This is a genomic window from Acidovorax sp. T1 (assembly GCF_002176815.1).
GTDB lineage: Bacteria > Pseudomonadota > Gammaproteobacteria > Burkholderiales > Burkholderiaceae_C > Acidovorax.
The window spans coordinates 35,186-54,503 of sequence record NZ_CP021649.1; the positions used below are offsets into that span (position 1 = coordinate 35,186).

General features: G+C 61.3%; 13 protein-coding genes and 4 pseudogenes. 6 read left to right on the forward strand and 11 right to left on the reverse strand.

The genetic code is table 11. The annotated features are described in order from the left end of the window. Nucleotides 1–27: 27 nt before the first annotated feature. Together CCX87_RS19170 and CCX87_RS19180 are read left to right on the forward strand one after the other, a co-directional pair. Nucleotides 28–318 (forward strand): annotated as a pseudogene (locus CCX87_RS19170) (ATP-binding protein); the annotation flags it as partial. Between the two features lie 480 nt (nucleotides 319–798). After that, a complete protein-coding gene (locus CCX87_RS19180) occupies nucleotides 799–1,149 on the forward strand; it encodes a DUF4148 domain-containing protein (RefSeq protein WP_087748530.1) in 351 nt (116 codons plus the stop codon). A gap of 67 nt (nucleotides 1,150–1,216) precedes the next feature. On the opposite strand, the gene CCX87_RS19185 is transcribed toward CCX87_RS19180, so the two are convergent. From CCX87_RS19185 to CCX87_RS19215, 6 genes and pseudogenes are all read right to left on the reverse strand, one after another. Next, complete coding sequence (locus CCX87_RS19185) at nucleotides 1,217–3,202, reverse strand: relaxase/mobilization nuclease domain-containing protein (protein WP_087748531.1); 1,986 nt, start codon at nucleotides 3,200–3,202, stop codon at nucleotides 1,217–1,219. Between the two features lie 446 nt (nucleotides 3,203–3,648). Next, on the reverse strand, nucleotides 3,649–4,248 hold the full coding sequence (locus tag CCX87_RS19195; protein WP_087748532.1) for a S26 family signal peptidase: 600 nt from the start codon (nucleotides 4,246–4,248) through the stop codon (nucleotides 3,649–3,651). Next, nucleotides 4,245–4,790, reverse strand: a complete 546-nt coding sequence (locus tag CCX87_RS19200; RefSeq protein WP_024815506.1) for a DUF2840 domain-containing protein — start codon at nucleotides 4,788–4,790, stop codon at nucleotides 4,245–4,247. Before CCX87_RS19200 ends, CCX87_RS19195 begins: the two co-directional genes overlap by 4 nt. Continuing rightward, nucleotides 4,787–5,059, reverse strand: a complete 273-nt coding sequence (locus CCX87_RS19205) for a chromosome partitioning protein ParB (RefSeq protein ID WP_087748533.1) — start codon at nucleotides 5,057–5,059, stop codon at nucleotides 4,787–4,789. The genes CCX87_RS19200 and CCX87_RS19205 overlap by 4 nt, the downstream gene beginning before the upstream one ends. Then, nucleotides 5,056–5,313: pseudogene (locus CCX87_RS19210) on the reverse strand (ParA family partition ATPase); the annotation flags it as partial. The gene CCX87_RS19205 and the pseudogene CCX87_RS19210, both read right to left, overlap by 4 nt. A gap of 143 nt (nucleotides 5,314–5,456) precedes the next feature. Continuing rightward, nucleotides 5,457–8,372 (reverse strand): Tn3-like element IS1071 family transposase, encoded by a 2,916-nt coding sequence (locus CCX87_RS19215; protein WP_087743256.1) that lies wholly within the window; start codon nucleotides 8,370–8,372, stop codon nucleotides 5,457–5,459. A gap of 233 nt (nucleotides 8,373–8,605) precedes the next feature. On the opposite strand from CCX87_RS19215, the pseudogene CCX87_RS19220 reads away from it, so the two are divergent. From CCX87_RS19220 to CCX87_RS19240, 4 genes and pseudogenes are all read left to right on the forward strand, one after another. Continuing rightward, nucleotides 8,606–9,373: pseudogene (locus CCX87_RS19220) on the forward strand (replication initiator protein A). Nucleotides 9,374–9,662: 289 nt separating this feature from the next. Beyond that, nucleotides 9,663–10,049 (forward strand): annotated as a pseudogene (gene parA, locus CCX87_RS19230) (ParA family partition ATPase); the annotation flags it as partial. 144 nt (nucleotides 10,050–10,193) lie between these two features. Beyond that, nucleotides 10,194–13,109, forward strand: a complete 2,916-nt coding sequence (locus tag CCX87_RS19235; RefSeq protein ID WP_087743256.1) for a Tn3-like element IS1071 family transposase — start codon at nucleotides 10,194–10,196, stop codon at nucleotides 13,107–13,109. A gap of 158 nt (nucleotides 13,110–13,267) precedes the next feature. Continuing rightward, the gene (locus CCX87_RS19240) at nucleotides 13,268–13,774 is read left to right on the forward strand and encodes a tyrosine-type recombinase/integrase (RefSeq protein WP_157667153.1); all 507 of its coding nucleotides are present in this window, start codon (nucleotides 13,268–13,270) and stop codon (nucleotides 13,772–13,774) included. Between the two features lie 12 nt (nucleotides 13,775–13,786). Here CCX87_RS19240 and CCX87_RS19245 read toward each other — a convergent pair whose 3' ends face one another. From CCX87_RS19245 to CCX87_RS19265, 5 genes are all read right to left on the reverse strand, one after another. Next, nucleotides 13,787–14,785: a hypothetical protein gene (locus CCX87_RS19245; protein WP_087748535.1), complete on the reverse strand. Its 999-nt coding sequence runs from the start codon at nucleotides 14,783–14,785 to the stop codon at nucleotides 13,787–13,789. Nucleotides 14,786–15,172: 387 nt separating this feature from the next. After that, a complete protein-coding gene (locus tag CCX87_RS19250; RefSeq protein WP_087748536.1) occupies nucleotides 15,173–16,213 on the reverse strand; it encodes a PIN domain-containing protein in 1,041 nt (346 codons plus the stop codon). Nucleotides 16,214–16,275: 62 nt separating this feature from the next. Continuing rightward, a complete protein-coding gene (locus CCX87_RS19255; RefSeq protein WP_087748537.1) occupies nucleotides 16,276–17,121 on the reverse strand; it encodes a three-Cys-motif partner protein TcmP in 846 nt (281 codons plus the stop codon). Continuing rightward, on the reverse strand, nucleotides 17,118–18,401 hold the full coding sequence (locus CCX87_RS19260) for a three-Cys-motif partner protein TcmP (RefSeq protein ID WP_087748538.1): 1,284 nt from the start codon (nucleotides 18,399–18,401) through the stop codon (nucleotides 17,118–17,120). Before CCX87_RS19260 ends, CCX87_RS19255 begins: the two co-directional genes overlap by 4 nt. 30 nt (nucleotides 18,402–18,431) lie before the next feature. Further along, nucleotides 18,432–19,295 carry a DUF5131 family protein gene (locus CCX87_RS19265; RefSeq protein ID WP_087748539.1) on the reverse strand — a complete coding sequence of 288 codons (864 nt, stop codon included), beginning with the start codon at nucleotides 19,293–19,295 and terminating at the stop codon, nucleotides 18,432–18,434. Nucleotides 19,296–19,318: the final 23 nt, after the last annotated feature.

Consider the following 19,318-nt stretch of genomic DNA (forward strand, 5'->3'; position numbering starts at 1 on the left):
TGGCGGACAGCATTCCAAATTGATGGCGGCAGCTTTGCTAAGCGGCTGGCGCAAATGGCGCGGCCGGACTTGCTCTTCCTGGATGCCTGCGGCATTGCGCCGATTGCCGCGCGCGAGCGAAACGACTTGCTGGAGTTGCTCGACTACCGGGTGAGCACGCGCTCGACACTCATCACCAGTCAGTTGCCGGTGACGGCGTGGCACGTCTGGCTGGACGAGCCCGCGCTGGCCGGCGCCATCCTGGACCGCATCGTGCACGGCTCGCACAAGTTGGCCCTCAAGGGCGAGTCGATGCGCAAGCTGTCACCGGCCACCTGACCATCCAGCCCAACCGCCATTCCACGCTGATGGCGGACACTTCGGCTTCGATTCGAACGTTACTTAGGACACCCGCGCAGCGTGTCCGCCATCGTCTGAAACACTGTCCGCGACGGGAATGGATTCACTGCCCGCCATCAGTGGAATGCGCAGTTCACATTCGCCATACCCTGATCGACCTTTGTGTCGCCGTCGCCGTCGCCGTCGCCGCCTCCGTGGGCGTGCTGGCGCACGGCTCCGACGAGCACAAGGACCACGCTACGTGCTGCCAAGTGCACCCGTCCCGGATGGGCTCATCCATACGCGGATATCGGCCGGGACTGTGGGGCTACGCCCAGTTCGCGCCTCTCCCTGATAAAAATGTCATCGGGCTGTCTCCATTCTGTTGGGGTGCGCTCTCTACGATCAACACATCTCCTCAACGACCAAGCAAGGCATGAGAGATGCAAGTTTTATTCACCATCGCTAGGAGCTTCAACCATGATCAAACAACGTCTTTCCCTTTCTTCCATGATTGCCGCCGCGGCCGCAGTGGTTACCTTGGGCCTTCCAGGGATGGCTTCGGCAGCGTACGAGCATCCCGCCAACAACGAAAAGGGCTTCATCGTTCACCCGGAACACTTCAAGAGCGATAAAACCCGTGCTCAAGTCAAAACAGAAGCCGAGGCTGCCATGCGGCAAGGCCTCCTTTCTTACGGCGAAAGCAACTACCCTATCCGCACACCTGATGCGGCAGGTCCAGGCAAGACGCGTGAGCAAGTAGTCAACGAGTTGCGGAACGAGTCACCTGCCGAACGCGACGCGCGTCTGCGTCTCTACTACCCGGGTTGATTGCCCACGTTTGGGGTGCGGAAAATTGCTTGGAATCCATTCTGTGGGATTGTTGACGTCGGCCTGACTAACCTCGGGACAGCCCAGGCCGCCGTCCAATTTCCCATGACACCCCGCCGCCGCGCACCGTCGCGGCGAGCTGCTGTCCCAGCCGCTGCTCGATCACTGGCTTCCACGGCACCAGGCTGAATCCCATGCCGTCATCGAGCATGGCGTAGCGCCCACTGGCGAGCATGACGTTGCGCCGATAGATGCCGGCCACTCGGTGGCCATCGGCCACGGGGCGATGCTCCAGGCCGGTATCAGCCGCTATGTCCTGCGCGGCCTGCACCACTTCCCGATTACGCAGCGTCGTCAGCAGATTGCGCACCAGAATCACACGCTGGCCGCGCTTCTCGGCCAGTCCTTGTTCGGCCAGGAAGTCGGCACGTTTCTGTAGCGCCTCCTTGACCTCGCTGCCAAATCCCAAATCGCCCAATCCCTTGCCCCCACCGATCAACTGCTGGTCCAGCCAGGTGGCGCCGATCACGCAGGCCTGCCGCTCGATGGGCAGGTGCGACTTCAGTTCCACCGCCACGCCGCCCAGGCGCTGTGCGTCGTACTGCCGTCCACGCTCGGGCAGATCGTCGGGCACCTTCCATAGCCCCTCGGCCACGCGCTCCACGATGCCGGCGCGGCGCAGGGCTTCCAGCCTTCGGACATGGGCCGCGACTACCTCCTGCGGGTCGCGCCCAGCTTGGGTCTGGCCCTGTGCAATCGCCAGATGATGGTCGGTGCGGTACAGGCCATCGCTTGCCAGCGCAGCGATGTTGTGATCCGCCGTCCGCACCTTGGCGGAACCGCGTAGTTCCACCACCGCGCCGGTCGGGTAGTTGCCGGGTTCGTCGCGGGCATTGAGCGCGACGTAGTGCGCCTTGCCGTCCACGCCGTCGATGACCAGATAGGCCCGATCGCGCAGCTCGTCGGCCAGCCCTTTGGCGGCCACGCGGCCGATGACGGTTCGCCCATCGTCACCCGGTTCGAACACCGCCAACTCACGCGGCTGCCCGCGCATGGCCCGTTGCATGGTACGAATGATATCGCCGCGCTCGCCCAGGGCGCGCAAGGTCTTCTCGGCATCGGCATGCACGGCCCAGGTGCCGGGCTGCACTTCGTCGGCCAGGCCCAGGCGCTGCAAGCGTTGCAGGCGGCCAATCAGCAGCACGCGCTGACGTTGCAGCTTCGGTTCGTTGAAGCGTTCGATCAGCACCCGGCCATCGTCGCCGGCCTCGCGCTTCAGCGTTCGATCCAGGCTCGTCCATCGCTCCTGCTCCACTTCGCGCTGCAAGGTCTGCTGGATCTCCAGTTCGGTGCGCGGCCCCAGCCATTCGGTCGCCAGTTCGGAGGCTCGATGGCGGAAGCCATCAGCGATGTAGTCGCCCGCGATGATGAGGTCTTTGCCAGTGTCGTCGCGCCCGCGCACGATCAGGTGGGTGTGCGGGTTGTCGGTGTTCCAGTGATCGACAGCCACCCAATCCAGCCGCGTGCCCAGGTCGGCTTCCATGCGGTTCATCAGGTGGCGCGTGTACGTCCGAAGATCATCCAGTTCGGCGCCATCCTCGGGCGACACGATGAACCGGAAATGGTGCCGGTCATCGGCGCAGCGTTCCTTGAATGCCTCCAGATCAGCTTCATCGACCTGCGGCCCGTAGGCTTGGCCTCGCTCGCCATCGCGGCCCGCGCCATCGCGCTCGATGTAGCGCAGGTGCTTGGTGAGTGATCGGGGACTGGCCTGACGCTGGTTGACCAGCAAGGTTTTGATGTTCACGCGCCGCGACATTGGCGTCAGCTTCGCCCCGGCGAAGCGCGCCGCAGTATGGCCGCGCCCCAGGCGCGAGCCGGGACGCTGGCCGACGTGCTTTCCAGTGCCGCCGGTCGATGCCGGGCGACGCATTGAGGACTTGCCGCCACTGGTCTTGCCGACCTGCTTGAGCACCTTGGAAACAAAGCCCTGGCCCCGGTTCTTCGGAGCACTGGGGCGGATGCGGAAATCGTCATCGCGGCGGTTGCTCATGGCTGTTCCTTGGATAGCTGGGGCGTGTCCGGTAGTGCAAAGCACGCGGACATGCCCGTATCGGCGCGGGCCTCGCGCCCCAGGCGGCACGGCGGCGAAGCCGCGCCGTGCCGTCCAACCCCCACGTGCAGGCTGGCTTTGCGGGCGACGAAGTGCCGCCCCCTTTTGTCTTGCCTTCCGCCTTTGCCTCCCGCTTTCGCTCCCGGCAGCGGCGGCCCGGTGGCGCTGCGCTGCTTGCAGCCAGCCCGCCGGTGAACGCGGCCAGGGCCGCAGCCCGGCGCGTTCAAGGCAAGACGCCTGCACGGTGGACGGCTGCGCCGGATGCAGCGCGAAGTGCAATGCGAACGCATTTGCACTGCACGCGCGGCGACACGGCAGAAGCCACTGAAATGACATGCCCGATGGCACGATGCAATGCACGCCTGCGTGCAGCGAATCGGCAGCCATCATGGGCGGGACTCCAGCCAGACCGGACGTGCAATGCCGATCACGGCGGATGCGCTGACCGGCCCGAAATACCGGCTGTCGAACGACGCCGGGTTGGTCGCGCTGAGCAGGAACAACTCGCCAGGCCGAAGCCGCAGGCACTGCGGCCAGGATGGCAGCGTGCGGCCCAGCCGGTCGGCAGCCAGAACGGCGGCCACCGGCACGCCGTCGATCCAGATTAGCGCATCGACGATGCAAACGTGTTGCGGCGCGACCGCGCCCACGCGCTTGAGCAGCGGAACGCGCGTCGGCAGGTAGCCGCGCTGTGCAGCAAGCGCGGCGGCATCGGGCGGCAGCCGGGCCAAGACGATGCTGCCCACGGACAACGGACGTGGCAGCGAGGCGGCGTGATGGTCGAGCGGATCGACGCGATACCAGCCGACCGCCACGCTGTCGGACGGGTTGTAGATCAGGCGCGGCAGCGGCGACACGAAGGACGCCCAGGCCAGCGCGGCGAGGCCACAGGCGGACAGCGCAGCCAGCACGATGCGAACGCGCAGGCGCGAGCGAGGATGCGGCGCGGCTTCTGCGGAATGTACGCCGGTGGAATGAGCCGTCATGGCAGCGCCCTCCCGGCCAGCCAGGCAGCGTGCCGCTCGGCGCTGTAATCGGGCAGCGGCAAGCGTGCCGCGAGCCGGTTGCCCAGCGTGCGCCAGTACGCGGGTGATGCGGCAGCAGGCGCGATGCCCAGCGCCTCGATGGCGTCGATGCGCTCCAGCACGGCGCGCACCGCGCTGTCGCCCTCGGCGTGCAGCAACAGGCGTGCGCCGGGCTGCACACCGGGAATGCGCTGCGCCGCATCCAAGGGCGTGCAAGCCTGCATCACCATGAGCTGCCAGCGAATCGTGCCGTAGTCGTTGGCCTGCCAGCGGATGCGGCAGAACATGGCGTCGGGCACGAATACGGCGACGCTCCGCCAGCGGTCGTACCGCAGAGTGCGCGCCGGCTCGCCAAAGCGCAGATAGAGCTTGAAGCGGTGCTCAAGGAAGGCCAGCGAAACGCGCGTCAGCGGCGTTGAGGCAGGCCGGCCCGTGAGCGCAATGAGTGACGGCGACGGTGCTGCCGTGGCTGCGGTAGCAAAAGGCAAAGCAGATGCGTTCATGGCATGTTCTCCGGGAATTCCCGCTCCAGCAGTGCGCGCAACAGGTCGGCCACCGTCACGCCCTGCGTGAAAGCCGATACCTTGATGCGCGAGCGCATGGCGGGCGTGATGTCCAGGGTCAGGCGGGCGGTGTAGAGATCGCCCTTGTTGAGCGCATCGGCGTCGCCCTGGCGAATCCACGCCTCGGCGTGCGGATTTGCAGGCGGGCGCGCGCCGATGCCGACGCGCTTGGCCGTGCGTTTGCTGTTGGGTGGCGGCTTCGCCGTCATGTCGGCCACCGCAACAGCTCATCGACCAGTGCAGTGATTTCGCGTGCGGCGGCGCTGTCGGGCGCCGTCTCGCGTGCGACCCGGCCGGCGGCCACGCTGTCTGCGAAGACGATGCGCTGGTGCACTTCCGAGCGCAGCGCAGGAAGTGGCTGCTCGGCCAGCGCGCCGCGTGCTTCGCGCCCAATCACCGTGGTGCTGACGCGCCGGTTGATGACGAAGGCCGCGCGCAGCGCAGGCCGGAACACCTGCGCCTCGGGGTCTCCTCGTTTTCAGTGCAATAAGTGACGGTACGAAAAGCTAGCACTGGCGCGGAGGTGGTGTTGGTAGATCGTTGATTTCATTGACTTTCCTGTTCACTTTCAAATCTGCGATTCGTGGCGTCAAACCGTGGTCGGTTTCATCCATTGGTGCCAGTTATCGATGCATTTGGCCGCGAAGGCAGGATTTGGTCAGCATAGCGGTCAACCGGGAAGCGAAACACACCCCGCAAGTTGATGCTCTCCAGCCTGGTGGGCGCAATCTTCCCGATCAGTTCCGGTGGAATGACCTGGCGGCGGTTCGACCAGCGATCCAGGACCGCCTGCATCTGTGAGGTATTCCACGCCATCACGATGTTGGCCATCAGGCTCAACGCATCGGCCACAGCCTGCATTTCATCGACACGTTTGGCCTGCGCCGGGCTGATCCGGCCGGTATAAATGGCGCGCTTGAGGGCGTTAACAGCCTCGCCCCGATTGAGCACCCGGCGCAACTCGTTCCTGAAAGCGTCCTTGACAAAGTAGTCAGCCAAAAACGCCGTACGCAGCAACCGCCCCAATTGCACGCCAGCCTCATAGATTGGATCGCCCTGGGCGGCAGAACCGAACCGCGCAAGAGCTGCCACCGCACTGGCATGTCCGCTCATGACCGAGGCTGCCAGGTGCACCAGACTATCCCAATGCTTTTCGATCAAAGCGACGTCGACATTGGCTTCGCACACCGCAGCGATTTCTGCGGGCACTTTGGTGCCGCGTGGCACAAAGAGGTGGCGCTGTTTGAGTTCCTTCAACCGCGGGCAAAGATCAAAACCAAGCAAACGGGCATGTGACATGGCAAAGTCGGTGTAGCCATGGGTATCCACAGCAAGCTGGCTGGTCTCCAGCTTTTCTTGGCGGATGACACCTTCAATGGCCACGCTCGCCTGGCGCTCATTGAGCACAAAGGGCTGCGCATGGAAGATGCCCCACCGGTCTTTTACATGGGAGTAGATTCCAATGGAAGGTGTGTTGCGCCGAGGATCAAGCCGGGCTTGCCACACCCGTTTGGTGGTCTCCATGCTCATCATGTCAGAAGATGCCAAATCGGACCGCCCCCAGGTGGCGGCAATCGGGTGTCGCTGCATGAATTCCAGCACAGCCTGGCAGGCCTGGCTCAGACGCCGTTCGTCCCGCGCCCAGCGCATGGCCTGGCGAATGCTGGTGGCAGACAATTGCGGAATCATGCGCGCGCATTCGACCGCAGTCAGACTGGTGCCGTGGGCCATGATGCCGGCATAGACCATCAGCAGCTCGTCGGTAGAGCGCGGCTCACGTCCGAGCATGATCCAGCTAAAGCGCACCTGGGCGTCAACGGCCAGAATCACTTCCGGCAATTGAACCTCACCGATGCGGTGATCCAAAGCCGCGCGCAGCTTGGTCACTTCTGGGTCTTCGTCCTCTGCGGGCAATGGCGACAAATGGAGTTCATCATCCACGCGCAGTACGCCACTGCGGGCTGCAGCGGCCACCGCATCGACACCGGCAGTTACTCTGGCCAGCAAAGGCTTCAAGAAAGTGGCAGCCTTGCTGGGTAACGATAGACGGGCATAGTGTTTCTTGGACTCTGCCTGCCAACGCTCGTCCGTGAAGAACAAGCGCGCACGACCCCGAAAGCTCAGGCTGTGCTCAATCCAGACCGAGCCATTGCGCACCGCGCGGCGCAGGGCAAACAGGGTGGCCACCTCCAACGCCTGAAACGCCCGTTCCCGGTCTGGGCTGGAGATCGAAACCTGCCAGATCATTCCCAGACTTGGTGCCACCACTTCAACTGGCAGCTTTCTGGATCCTTTGAGATATAAAGCTTGCAGCTTGGCAAGGTACTCGATGGCAGGATGCTCGCCGGTGGCCTGCCAGGGCAGCTTTGCAATGGCGACGAGCAACGACCGCACGGGGCGAATTCCATCAATCAATCCCTCGCGGACCAGGGAGGCCCTGCTCGGTGGTTTGCGTTTCTGGGTTTCGGTGATCAAGGCTTCAAGACGGGCACGCAACTCAGCATCTGGCACCGCACCTTGCGCGCTCAAGGCAACAAGTTCGCCGAGCAGCGTTTTGTACATTGCGGCCCAATTGACGGTAGCGGGGACATCGGCGGCAGCCTGACGCCACAGATCGGCGATCCGGCGCTGCACCATAAGGATCAACTGGTCTGTGGTGGTGAACAGGCAATACCGAAGAAAGCATGCGACCTCCACGGTGCGCGCTGGCTCTTTGATCTTGGCTCCGGCTGAGGGCGGCCTGGAGACAAGTCGGCGCGCGTAGCGGCGCAAGATGAGATCGGGGATGTCTGCCAGGTGCTTATGAACGTCCAGCGTGTAAAGCAGGTCGATGCGCTCCAGTACCTCGCTGATTTGGCGGGTTGAGTGTTTCGCCGGTGCAGCCCATAGCCAACTCTGCTGGGTTTGTCCATCTGGGCGCAGCTCTGAAACTGAGGCTCGCCAGCGATCAAGTGTTGCTGGATCAACGCTGGCGGCGATGGCGGTGCCTGTTTCAACTTCAAGCTGGGCAAGTGCCGCCGCAATCAGTGTCCGAATTGCCCGCTCGTGCACGATCACCAGCTTGTTCTTGTACAGCCATTGACGCGCCCGCACGAGTAGCTGATCGCGGTCGGCGCAGCGCGCCACTTCGTCGCGCAGTTCACGTACCAGTGAGCGGCGCTGGTGCTCGCTCATCCACTGGAATCCAAGGACCGTGCAGGCTACTTGTTGGTGATCGAATAGCGTGCGCCCGCGTTCATACATGGCTCTCAGCGAGGCGACTTCTGGTGCTGCAATGCCAAGCTCGTTGCCAAGGTGGCGCCACAAGGCTACTGGAATTACCCGAAAGGCACCGAGCAAACGCCCACTCATGCGCAGGAAACCAATATGGAGCGCCAGACCAAGCTTGTGGGAATCACCTCGGCGTGCATTGATTGCGTCGCGCTCGGCACCATCGAAGGTGAAAAATGCCTTCATCTCGAAGTCGCTGATATCGCGGGGGAGCCCACGCATCCCCAAAAACGTTGTGTGCCAACCCTGCATCGTGAACCTCAAAAGTGGGAGGCCACCATACCCGTTTACAAAGCGAACAGGAAAGTCAATGAAATCAACGGTCTACCCAGACCACCCCCGCGCCAGTGCTAGCTTTGCGTACCGTCACTTATTGCACTGAAAACGAGGAGACCCCGATTCCTGGCGCGCGGGTGACCTTCGCCGTGTCCAAGCCCTCGCAAGAACGCGAACAGCTAGACCTGTTCCGCGCCTTGCCGGGCGACATGGCGCCGCGCGACAGCCAGGACTTGATGGCCTTTCCGTTCTTCTCGCTGGCGAAGTCGCGGCGCACGGCGCCGATCGACTTCCGCACCAGCGGCGTGACGATCCGCGTGGAAGGCACGGCCGAGCACGGCATCGCCACGATCTGGGATGCGGACGTGCTGATCTGGGCCGCCAGCCAGATCGTGGAGGCGCGCGATGCGGGCTTGCGCCTGTCGCGGTTGATGCAGGCCACGCCCTAGGAAATTCTGCGCTTCATCGGGCGTGGTACGTCGCTGCGCGACTACCAGCGCCTCAAAGCGGCCCTGGATCGCTTGCAGTCCACCACGGTGGCCACCTCCATCCGAGAGACGACCGGGCGGCGATTGCACCGCTTCTCGTGGATCAACGAATGGAAGGAACTGGCCGATGCCCGCGGCACGCCGCTGGGCATCGAACTGATCCTGCCGGACTGGTTCTATGCGGGTGTGATGGATGCGGCACTGGTGCTGACCATCGACCCGGCGTATTTCCGGCTGACGGGTGGAATCGAGCGATGGCTGTACCGGCTGGTGAGGAAGCACGGCGGGCGCCAGCCCGGTGGCTGGCAGTTCGACTTCCGGCACCTACACCGCAAATCGGGCAGCACGGCCAAACCCTACGACTTCGCCTGCGACTTGCGCGCCTTGGTGGCGCGGCAGTCGCTGCCCGGTTATGTCCTGGGCATCGAGCGGTTGGATGGCATCGAACTGCTGACCTTCCGGCCCGTGCCATACACGGCACGGGGATAACCGGTGCGCGGCCTGTGGACGGGCTCGTGCTATCAGGCGTGCCAGGTATCGTGCTATCAGGCGTGGGACTATCGTGCTATCAGGCGTGTCAATCGCCCGCAAAGCCAATGCTGGAGCGGGTTTCGGCCTCCCTTAACTTACCTAACTTAAATTCTCTAACTTGTAGTAGCAGCGCGCCGTTTCGGTGGACAACCGCCAAAAGGCAAAAAGCGCAGCAAGCCAGAAGTCCAAACCAACCCCGTTCTGCAAGGCAAATGCAGGCCAGCTTTCCAGCTTGGAGGGCCGCGCCATGATCGTCGCTTTGCTCAATCAGAAAGGCGGCGTCGGCAAGACCACGCTCGCCACGCACATCGCCGGCGAGCTGGCCATGCGCGGGCAATCGGTCATCCTGCTGGATGCCGATCCGCAAGGCTCTGCGCTGGACTGGGCGCAGCGCCGCAGCCAGCAAGGCTTGCCAAGGCTGTTCAGCGTCATGGGCCTGGCACGCGAAAACCTGCATCAGGTAGCGCCAGAACTCGCCAGACGGGCCGATCACGTCGTCATCGACGGGCCGCCCAGGATCGCCGCCCTGGCGCGCTCCGCGCTGCTGGCGGCTGAGCGGGTGCTGATCCCGGTGCAGCCCAGCCCTTACGACCTGTGGGCATCAGCGGAAATGGTGGCGCTGATCCGTGAGGCGGGGTCTCCTCGTTTTCAGTGCAATAAGTGACGGTACGCAAAGCTAGCACTGGCGCGGGGGTGGTCTGGGTAGACCGTTGATTTCATTGACTTTCCTGTTCGCTTTGTAAACGGGTATGGTGGCCTCCCACTTTTGAGGTTCACGATGCAGGGTTGGCACACAACGTTTTTGGGGATGCGTGGGCTCCCCCGCGATATCAGCGACTTCGAGATGAAGGCATTTTTCACCTTCGATGGTGCCGAGCGCGACGCAATCAATGCACGCCGAGGTGATTCCCACAAGCTTGGTCTGGCGCTCCATATTGGTTTCCTGCGCATGAGTGGGCGTTTGCTCGGTGCCTTTCGGGTAATTCCAGTAGCCTTGTGGCGCCACCTTGGCAACGAGCTTGGCATTGCAGCACCAGAAGTCGCCTCGCTGAGAGCCATGTATGAACGCGGGCGCACGCTATTCGATCACCAACAAGTAGCCTGCACGGTCCTTGGATTCCAGTGGATGAGCGAGCACCAGCGCCGCTCACTGGTACGTGAACTGCGCGACGAAGTGGCGCGCTGCGCCGACCGCGATCAGCTACTCGTGCGGGCGCGTCAATGGCTGTACAAGAACAAGCTGGTGATCGTGCACGAGCGGGCAATTCGGACACTGATTGCGGCGGCACTTGCCCAGCTTGAAGTTGAAACAGGCACCGCCATCGCCGCCAGCGTTGATCCAGCAACACTTGATCGCTGGCGAGCCTCAGTTTCAGAGCTGCGCCCAGATGGACAAACCCAGCAGAGTTGGCTATGGGCTGCACCGGCGAAACACTCAACCCGCCAAATCAGCGAGGTACTGGAGCGCATCGACCTGCTTTACACGCTGGACGTTCATAAGCACCTGGCAGACATCCCCGATCTCATCTTGCGCCGCTACGCGCGCCGACTTGTCTCCAGGCCGCCCTCAGCCGGAGCCAAGATCAAAGAGCCAGCGCGCACCGTGGAGGTCGCATGCTTTCTTCGGTATTGCCTGTTCACCACCACAGACCAGTTGATCCTTATGGTGCAGCGCCGGATCGCCGATCTGTGGCGTCAGGCTGCCGCCGATGTCCCCGCTACCGTCAATTGGGCCGCAATGTACAAAACGCTGCTCGGCGAACTTGTTGCCTTGAGCGCGCAAGGTGCGGTGCCAGATGCTGAGTTGCGTGCCCGTCTTGAAGCCTTGATCACCGAAACCCAGAAACGCAAACCACCGAGCAGGGCCTCCCTGGTCCGCGAGGGATTGATTGATGGAATTCGCCCCGTGCGGTCGTTGCTCGTCGCCATTGCAAAGCTGCCCTGGCAGGCCACCGGCGAGCATCCTGCCATCGAGTACCTTGCCAAGCTGCAAGCTTTATATCTCAAAGGATCCAGAAAGCTGCCAGTTGAAGTGGTGGCACCAAGTCTGGGAATGATCTGGCAGGTTTCGATCTCCAGCCCAGACCGGGAACGGGCGTTTCAGGCGTTGGAGGTGGCCACCCTGTTTGCCCTGCGCCGCGCGGTGCGCAATGGCTCGGTCTGGATTGAGCACAGCCTGAGCTTTCGGGGTCGTGCGCGCTTGTTCTTCACGGACGAGCGTTGGCAGGCAGAGTCCAAGAAACACTATGCCCGTCTATCGTTACCCAGCAAGGCTGCCACTTTCTTGAAGCCTTTGCTGGCCAGAGTAACTGCCGGTGTCGATGCGGTGGCCGCTGCAGCCCGCAGTGGCGTACTGCGCGTGGATGATGAACTCCATTTGTCGCCATTGCCCGCAGAGGACGAAGACCCAGAAGTGACCAAGCTGCGCGCGGCTTTGGATCACCGCATCGGTGAGGTTCAATTGCCGGAAGTGATTCTGGCCGTTGACGCCCAGGTGCGCTTTAGCTGGATCATGCTCGGACGTGAGCCGCGCTCTACCGACGAGCTGCTGATGGTCTATGCCGGCATCATGGCCCACGGCACCAGTCTGACTGCGGTCGAATGCGCGCGCATGATTCCGCAATTGTCTGCCACCAGCATTCGCCAGGCCATGCGCTGGGCGCGGGACGAACGGCGTCTGAGCCAGGCCTGCCAGGCTGTGCTGGAATTCATGCAGCGACACCCGATTGCCGCCACCTGGGGGCGGTCCGATTTGGCATCTTCTGACATGATGAGCATGGAGACCACCAAACGGGTGTGGCAAGCCCGGCTTGATCCTCGGCGCAACACACCTTCCATTGGAATCTACTCCCATGTAAAAGACCGGTGGGGCATCTTCCATGCGCAGCCCTTTGTGCTCAATGAGCGCCAGGCGAGCGTGGCCATTGAAGGTGTCATCCGCCAAGAAAAGCTGGAGACCAGCCAGCTTGCTGTGGATACCCATGGCTACACCGACTTTGCCATGTCACATGCCCGTTTGCTTGGTTTTGATCTTTGCCCGCGGTTGAAGGAACTCAAACAGCGCCACCTCTTTGTGCCACGCGGCACCAAAGTGCCCGCAGAAATCGCTGCGGTGTGCGAAGCCAATGTCGACGTCGCTTTGATCGAAAAGCATTGGGATAGTCTGGTGCACCTGGCAGCCTCGGTCATGAGCGGACATGCCAGTGCGGTGGCAGCTCTTGCGCGGTTCGGTTCTGCCGCCCAGGGCGATCCAATCTATGAGGCTGGCGTGCAATTGGGGCGGTTGCTGCGTACGGCGTTTTTGGCTGACTACTTTGTCAAGGACGCTTTCAGGAACGAGTTGCGCCGGGTGCTCAATCGGGGCGAGGCTGTTAACGCCCTCAAGCGCGCCATTTATACCGGCCGGATCAGCCCGGCGCAGGCCAAACGTGTCGATGAAATGCAGGCTGTGGCCGATGCGTTGAGCCTGATGGCCAACATCGTGATGGCGTGGAATACCTCACAGATGCAGGCGGTCCTGGATCGCTGGTCGAACCGCCGCCAGGTCATTCCACCGGAACTGATCGGGAAGATTGCGCCCACCAGGCTGGAGAGCATCAACTTGCGGGGTGTGTTTCGCTTCCCGGTTGACCGCTATGCTGACCAAATCCTGCCTTCGCGGCCAAATGCATCGATAACTGGCACCAATGGATGAAACCGACCACGGTTTGACGCCACGAATCGCAGATTTGAAAGTGAACAGGAAAGTCAATGAAATCAACGATCTACCAACACCACCTCCGCGCCAGTGCTAGCTTTTCGTACCGTCACTTATTGCACTGAAAACGAGGAGACCCCATCTACCACTTCGCTTTGGCCTGCCCTCGGCGCCTGGGTGAGCTCGGAAAAATGGAGTGGAAGAACATCGATACCAAGCGTCGCACCATCCTTCTTCGCCAAGTAAAGCACCCGAAGAAAAAGGAGTACCACGACCAAATCGTTCCGCTGCTAGAGCCAGCGTGGAAACTTCTGGAGACCATTCCAAAGCTGGACGCAAGACTGTTTCCGCACAACATGGACTCAGTCTCATCGGCGTTCGAGCGCGCTCGGGATCGAATCGCAGAGACCGGCCTGCCTTCAATCAAGGACCTTCGCTTCCACGACCTCCGTCACACCGGAATCTCGATGCTGTTTTGGCATGGTCTGAAAATCGAAGAGGTGGCGGTTATTTCTGGCCATGCGAGCTGGAACACGCTGAAGCGCTACACCCACATTCGCCCTGAGCAACTGCACCGTCGATTTGAGGCGCTCAAGACCATCCCCAAAATCGATATCCCTATGAAATTCAGAGGCGGCGTGGAAGAGGACGAGATGGCGTAAGTCGTTTCTCGCTCAATTTTGACGCGGGTCGGCTTCCGCCGCGCGGCTCTTGAATCCGCCGGCAGGTCGAGGCACGTCCCAGAATGTGTTGTTCATGTTTTGCTCAATGGCCCGGATTTGGGCCGTCGCAGCCTGCCCTTGTGCCCGGCTCAACTTGCCGGCCTTCACCAGCACTTGAATCTTGGCGAGCTGCTCGGTCCGCTCCTCAAAACGCCGCCGGTTCAGTTTCAGCCCGTCGATGAACAGCTTGGCGGTCGCTCGAAGAATCTCCGGGTACTTCTGGCAGAACTCGACCGCTGGCCGCAAAGACTCGGTCACGTCCACCCAGTTCGGGTGCTGGTCAGCCAGTCGATCGAAGTGCGCCGGCCCAATGATGCTGTCGTCGGGAATGTCCGTGCCGGCCACACCGATGTCACGGTAGATCTTCCTCGCCAGCTCAGAGCAATACGCGAACTTCTTGGCCGACTTTTTGGACGGGAGGATCTTGTAGGGCTGCGCCAGGTAGAAGGCGCATGCACGCAGGAAGTTGTCGGCATCGTCGGGGCCGACAGCGTTGTGCCGAATGACGCGCCAGCCGGGCTCCACATCCGCCAAGACGTCAGGCAGCACCCGATTCGAAGCGCCCACACCAGGAATCGCATCGATGCAGATGAAATCCGCGTGCACGATCGCAACATGGCTGGACCGTGCGTTCTCGTACAGGGCCTTCTGCACCTTGGCGAGGGTCTGGTTCCCCGTCATCAAAATGAGGTCACCGGGCTGGAACCACCCGTCGAGCGCGGCGAGCCCCTGGCTGAATTCGTTGTCCTGCCCACGCATCACGGCCACATGCAGGTCGGTTTGATGCGCTGGGATACCACTCATCTTCGACATGAGCCGCAGGGACGCATCGGGCATGTTACGCATGCTGTCGGCTAATTTGTCGGCCTTCTCTTCGGTCGAAATCTGCTGGAACAGGCCTGCAGCGGCCGTGTTGCGCGCTGCGTCTTCCATCGTCTGTGGTTTGATCATCTCTTGTCTCTTTGGCTTGCACCGTAGGCATGCCGCTATTTGACGGCCGGCATCGCGGGAATCACCATGTAGGGTCGCATAGGGCGAAATCAAAGCCCCCAGACAACGCTACGGACTGCTCAGCCGGAACGACTTCAAAAGTCGTGGGTTCGCCGACTTTCGCGGTCAACTTGCGGAGAAAGGTCGGGGAGGTCATGACTTTTCTCAGTCATTGCGACGACTAAAAAGGTGAGTCGTCGGAATCGAAGATCTCAAGCCAACGTCGCCGCTCTCCCACGACTTCGCGCAGTTCATCTGGCGGAGTGCCACCGGTGAGCTCCAAGAACTCCAGCAAAGACAGGTCCGCCTCCTTTGCGGGAGCCTCGGCAACAGGTGCAGTCGTGGGCGTCATGTGTCGAGCATGTCCCATTCGTCGCCAAGCATCCAGCGGATCGCTGACAGCTTGCCGTTGATCATTCCCCACTCGAAGTCATCCCAGGGTCCGATATTGTCCGAGCCCAGTTCCTTGGCTGTCCGTTGACCCGCTGCCAAAGCGCTGTGCCAGACCGTGTCCAGCGTCATGTCGTTGTGCGCTTTGGAACCTGCCTTGTCCCATTCCTCCCGCGTGACGAGGCGGTGCTTGCCCTCGCTAATCTTCCACTCCAAGTTTTTGTGGCGGTTGTACCAAACCTGCTTCCACAGAATCTCGTGCGCCGCGAGCAACTCCGACAGGCCGCGAGGATCCTGTGTCCATGTTTGCTCCCACACCAACTCATCTACCAAGGAGGGGTCCACCCGCTGCAAAAGCTCAGCCAGACTGATGAAGTACATCGAACGCAGCTTGGAGAAGCCCTCGGCAAGGTCTGGATGCGGCGTTCTTTGGTTGCCGGCCAGCACGCTGAAGTCATTCTTGTTGTGCGTGACGAAGGCGAAGCGGCTCCTTGGCACGCCCGCCTTCACTGCCTCGAAGAACGTTTCCACCACGATGGCGTCCGCGATCGAATTCTTGTTCTCATGGTGGCACGGCGCCTTGCGGTGTAGCGCTCGATCGGCGGCGCTGACCATCACGGTCGAAGTTGCCTCAAGGACCTCCGCGCTAGCCAGCAGCGCTTCAACTCGATCAAGCACGCCTTCCGCTGCGCCGCCGATCAGCGGCACGCGATGGTTTACGTCGTCCAGTTGGGCCAACAGCGCTTTGCGTTGCTCCTCATTGCCTCCCGTCTTGGTGATGGCGGCCTTTACTTCCTGGAAGTGGCTGCTCAGACTTCGTGCGCTAGCCTTGGAGATCCGGGCGCGGTTTCGCCGAAACTCGTCAATGACCACCCTCGGGACGATCAGCTTGAGATCGCCCGACTTCACCATATTTTCAACGACCAGCAGCAGCGGGGTCTGCTTGCTATCCTGAGCAAGATCCAGCCAAACGCAGGTGTCCATGAGGGCGGAAATCATCGGCCTAATGTCCGGCGGCTATCGGAATGAGTTGAGCAGCACCAGCCTGCCGCAACACCTGCTCAAAAGTCGAACTCCCGATTCGGGCCTTGCGCAACATCGCCCCAGATCCGGTTCGGAAGCTCATGACGGCTGAAGAAGACTAGGTGATAAAGAGGCCGATTGCCGTCATCGCGAACCAGAGGCATGCGATAACTGATCGAGAACCCGAGTTTTTTGACCCGCCCGCACCAATAGTCAAAAAATTCCTCATCAGCATCGCCACGTACGAAGGCGAGAGGATCGACATGCTGGCGCCAACCAGGTGCCGCGTCGTCGAATCGCGCGCGGTCGGGGTTGTACTCCATCAGGATGTTGCGCCGCAAATCCATCGTGCTGAAATGGACTGCAAAGTCAACATAGGGCAGGCGGGCCAGCTTCTCGATCACGTTGAACGAAAGGTACTGGAGGTTGTAGGGGTCAAGATACGCAAGGCACAGTGCACTTTTAGGAATTTGCCCAAGCACTTGATCTACCGTGGATTCCGCCGCACCCGGGAATGCAACGGCCGGGGCTCCCATACCCCGCAAGCGCTCTGCACAGGCGGCTGCACGGGCAGCATCCAGATCGCCAACAAGGCATGAGGTGAAAGCAATATCGTCTCGCAACGAATGTTGCCATGCGACCTGGGCGCCGCCGGGGCGCGTCATCGTTTCGCCTTTGACCTGGATGCGCCCGGGCCCGCAAAACAGATCGACATACACGCGCTGCTTGAACTTCTCCCTCGCGCGCCGCGTGCCCTCCACATACTTCGCCAGGAAGGTGTGCTTCATCTCGGGAACCCAGCGACCAACCCCCTCACCGGCCCGTCCAAGTTCGATTGGGAGATGCGGCATGGGGTCCGCGTCATGGACAAGACGAAAGCTCATTGCGCGAGCACCTCCGGAGATTTGAACAACGACCCCTGCCGATTGCGCTCAATCCAATCGGTGTCACGCATGTACCTCGCGCGCCGCCGAACGGTACCGTCCTCGGCACGAATGACGATGTCCTTCTCACCGGACAACTTCTCCAGAACGTCTTTGTACATGCCGGAGGTACCCGGCGAGGTGTTGCAAGTCGAGGCGTACAACTGCCCGATCTGCACAGGCTGGCTTCGCCCGTAAATGTTGTCGGCCAATTGTTGAACGAGAGCCTCAGACGACAACCGATGCGCCACATCGTCGAAAAGAAATCCGCCGGTGAACTCCTGTCGAAAACCCATCATGTGCGTGGCGAGCATGTCGAGGCCTGGACCGCCGTAGTGGATGGAATGATTCTGGTGCATCCAGTGCACCTGCTTCATGACGTCCTGCGCACGGGGATGCCGAGAGAGATGCACCAGCCAGTATTCGCCCTGGCCGCTGCCCTCACCTCGAATGAAGAATGGCGTGAAATACTCAGCCCCACATCCCCGCACCAGAGCCTGATAGAGCGCCGCCTGAATGAAGCGCCGCCAATCCGCTGAATCTTCTTCCTTGATCTGTTCAACCGTTCTGCCACCCAATGCAGTACGGATATCTATGGCCAACTTGTCAGACACCTGGTCTGTGAACTTGTCGTTGGTATAGGTCGCGAACGCCGAGACATGGAATGTCAAGACGACCTCGCTTCCTGGCAGCTCAGAAAATATCTTCTGAATCAGCGGCGCCGGGACGTCGCTATAGCCGTACTGGTCCAGAAAGAAAAGCGCAGTGTTTGCGCGTGGCGTATGGTCTCTGACCAGTTGGAGCGCCGAGGACGACGCCGAAACAAAATCGTTGTGGATGATGTGGATGGAGTGACCAATGGCCTCTCCATAACCGCGATCTTGCAGGACTTTCCTCAGATGGGACAGTGCCCGCGCGTCCTTGTCGATGAATACATATCGGACATCCAGATCGAGCGGCTTCGTTCTTTTGGCGTTGATCAGAACGCGTGCTTCCTCGACGGCTGCCAGCATACGAAGAGGTGAACCCATAACCTCCTTGTTCCGGCCTTTAAGCGTATACAGCCCACCACCGCAAAAACCATCAACCAGCGTAATCCGAAGCCGCTCCCGGCCGCGGGCATTCAGCGTTCGCTGCTCGAAGTACCGAATCAGGTAGCCGACAAGCACCTCGTGCTTGGTGACACTATGCGGATCGATCTCTGCCGGACCGTTCCCCCAATCGTAGTGACTCTGTGCCAAGAGCTAGCCTTTCTCCGGTGTGAATCGACGCTAAACCTGATTCTCGACGTTGGGAAACTGATCCCAATGGCGCCCGCCCAAAGTGCGGCCAGCTTTCCCCTTGCCGACGGCGGCCAATTTAACCTCTGAACCATCGCGTCTGACGATGTGAATCGGAGTCCGCCCGGTCACTACGTCTGACGACTGCTCAAGGGGTGCCCAATGCCCCCATTGCTTGAAATGAAACGCCACGCCAGCGTCGTTGCATTGCTTGCGAAGGTCGTCTGGCCATTGCGGCTCCATGGGCCGCGAACCCGGCCCTGACTCGCCGCCAGCGATAACCCAATCCACCCGCGTGCCGGCCTCGCCCACCTGCAGCCACGGGCGTAAGTCCAGCGGCCCGAGCAGAGGCTCGCACGAAAGGAACCGCACAGCGGGCGTGTCGAATTCCAGAAGGTACTTCAGGCGCTTGCCCGCAGCGTCTTGGTTCTCAACGGTTGCACCGAGCCAGACATTGGAAGGGAACGCATAGCCCTTCGGCAGTTGCTTGCGCACCAAGTGAATCCGCTTGGTCAACAGTAGCCAGTCAAGATGGGGCGTGGCCGCAATGAGTTCCAACAAACGAAGCCGATGAGGAACCAGGTCTTTACGGTTCTCAAAAACGTCCGCCATGGAGGCGCAAAACACACGCCGCCTGGTCTTGCTCTCCTTCGCTTCGCGGTCCCACTTCAGGGGCTCCTTCCAGTGCGCATCGCTAAAAAAGCGGCGCTCCGACTTTGCGCCCCAAACATCTTCCCCGAGCCGTTTAGCCCAGGTTTCAGCATAGCAATGGTCACAAGCATCGGACACGCGCACGCAACCCCACCATGGATTGAAGGTGTGGTGCGTCCATTCAATGCGGGTGTCTTTTCCCATAAGTCATCTTTCAGTGCAGCACA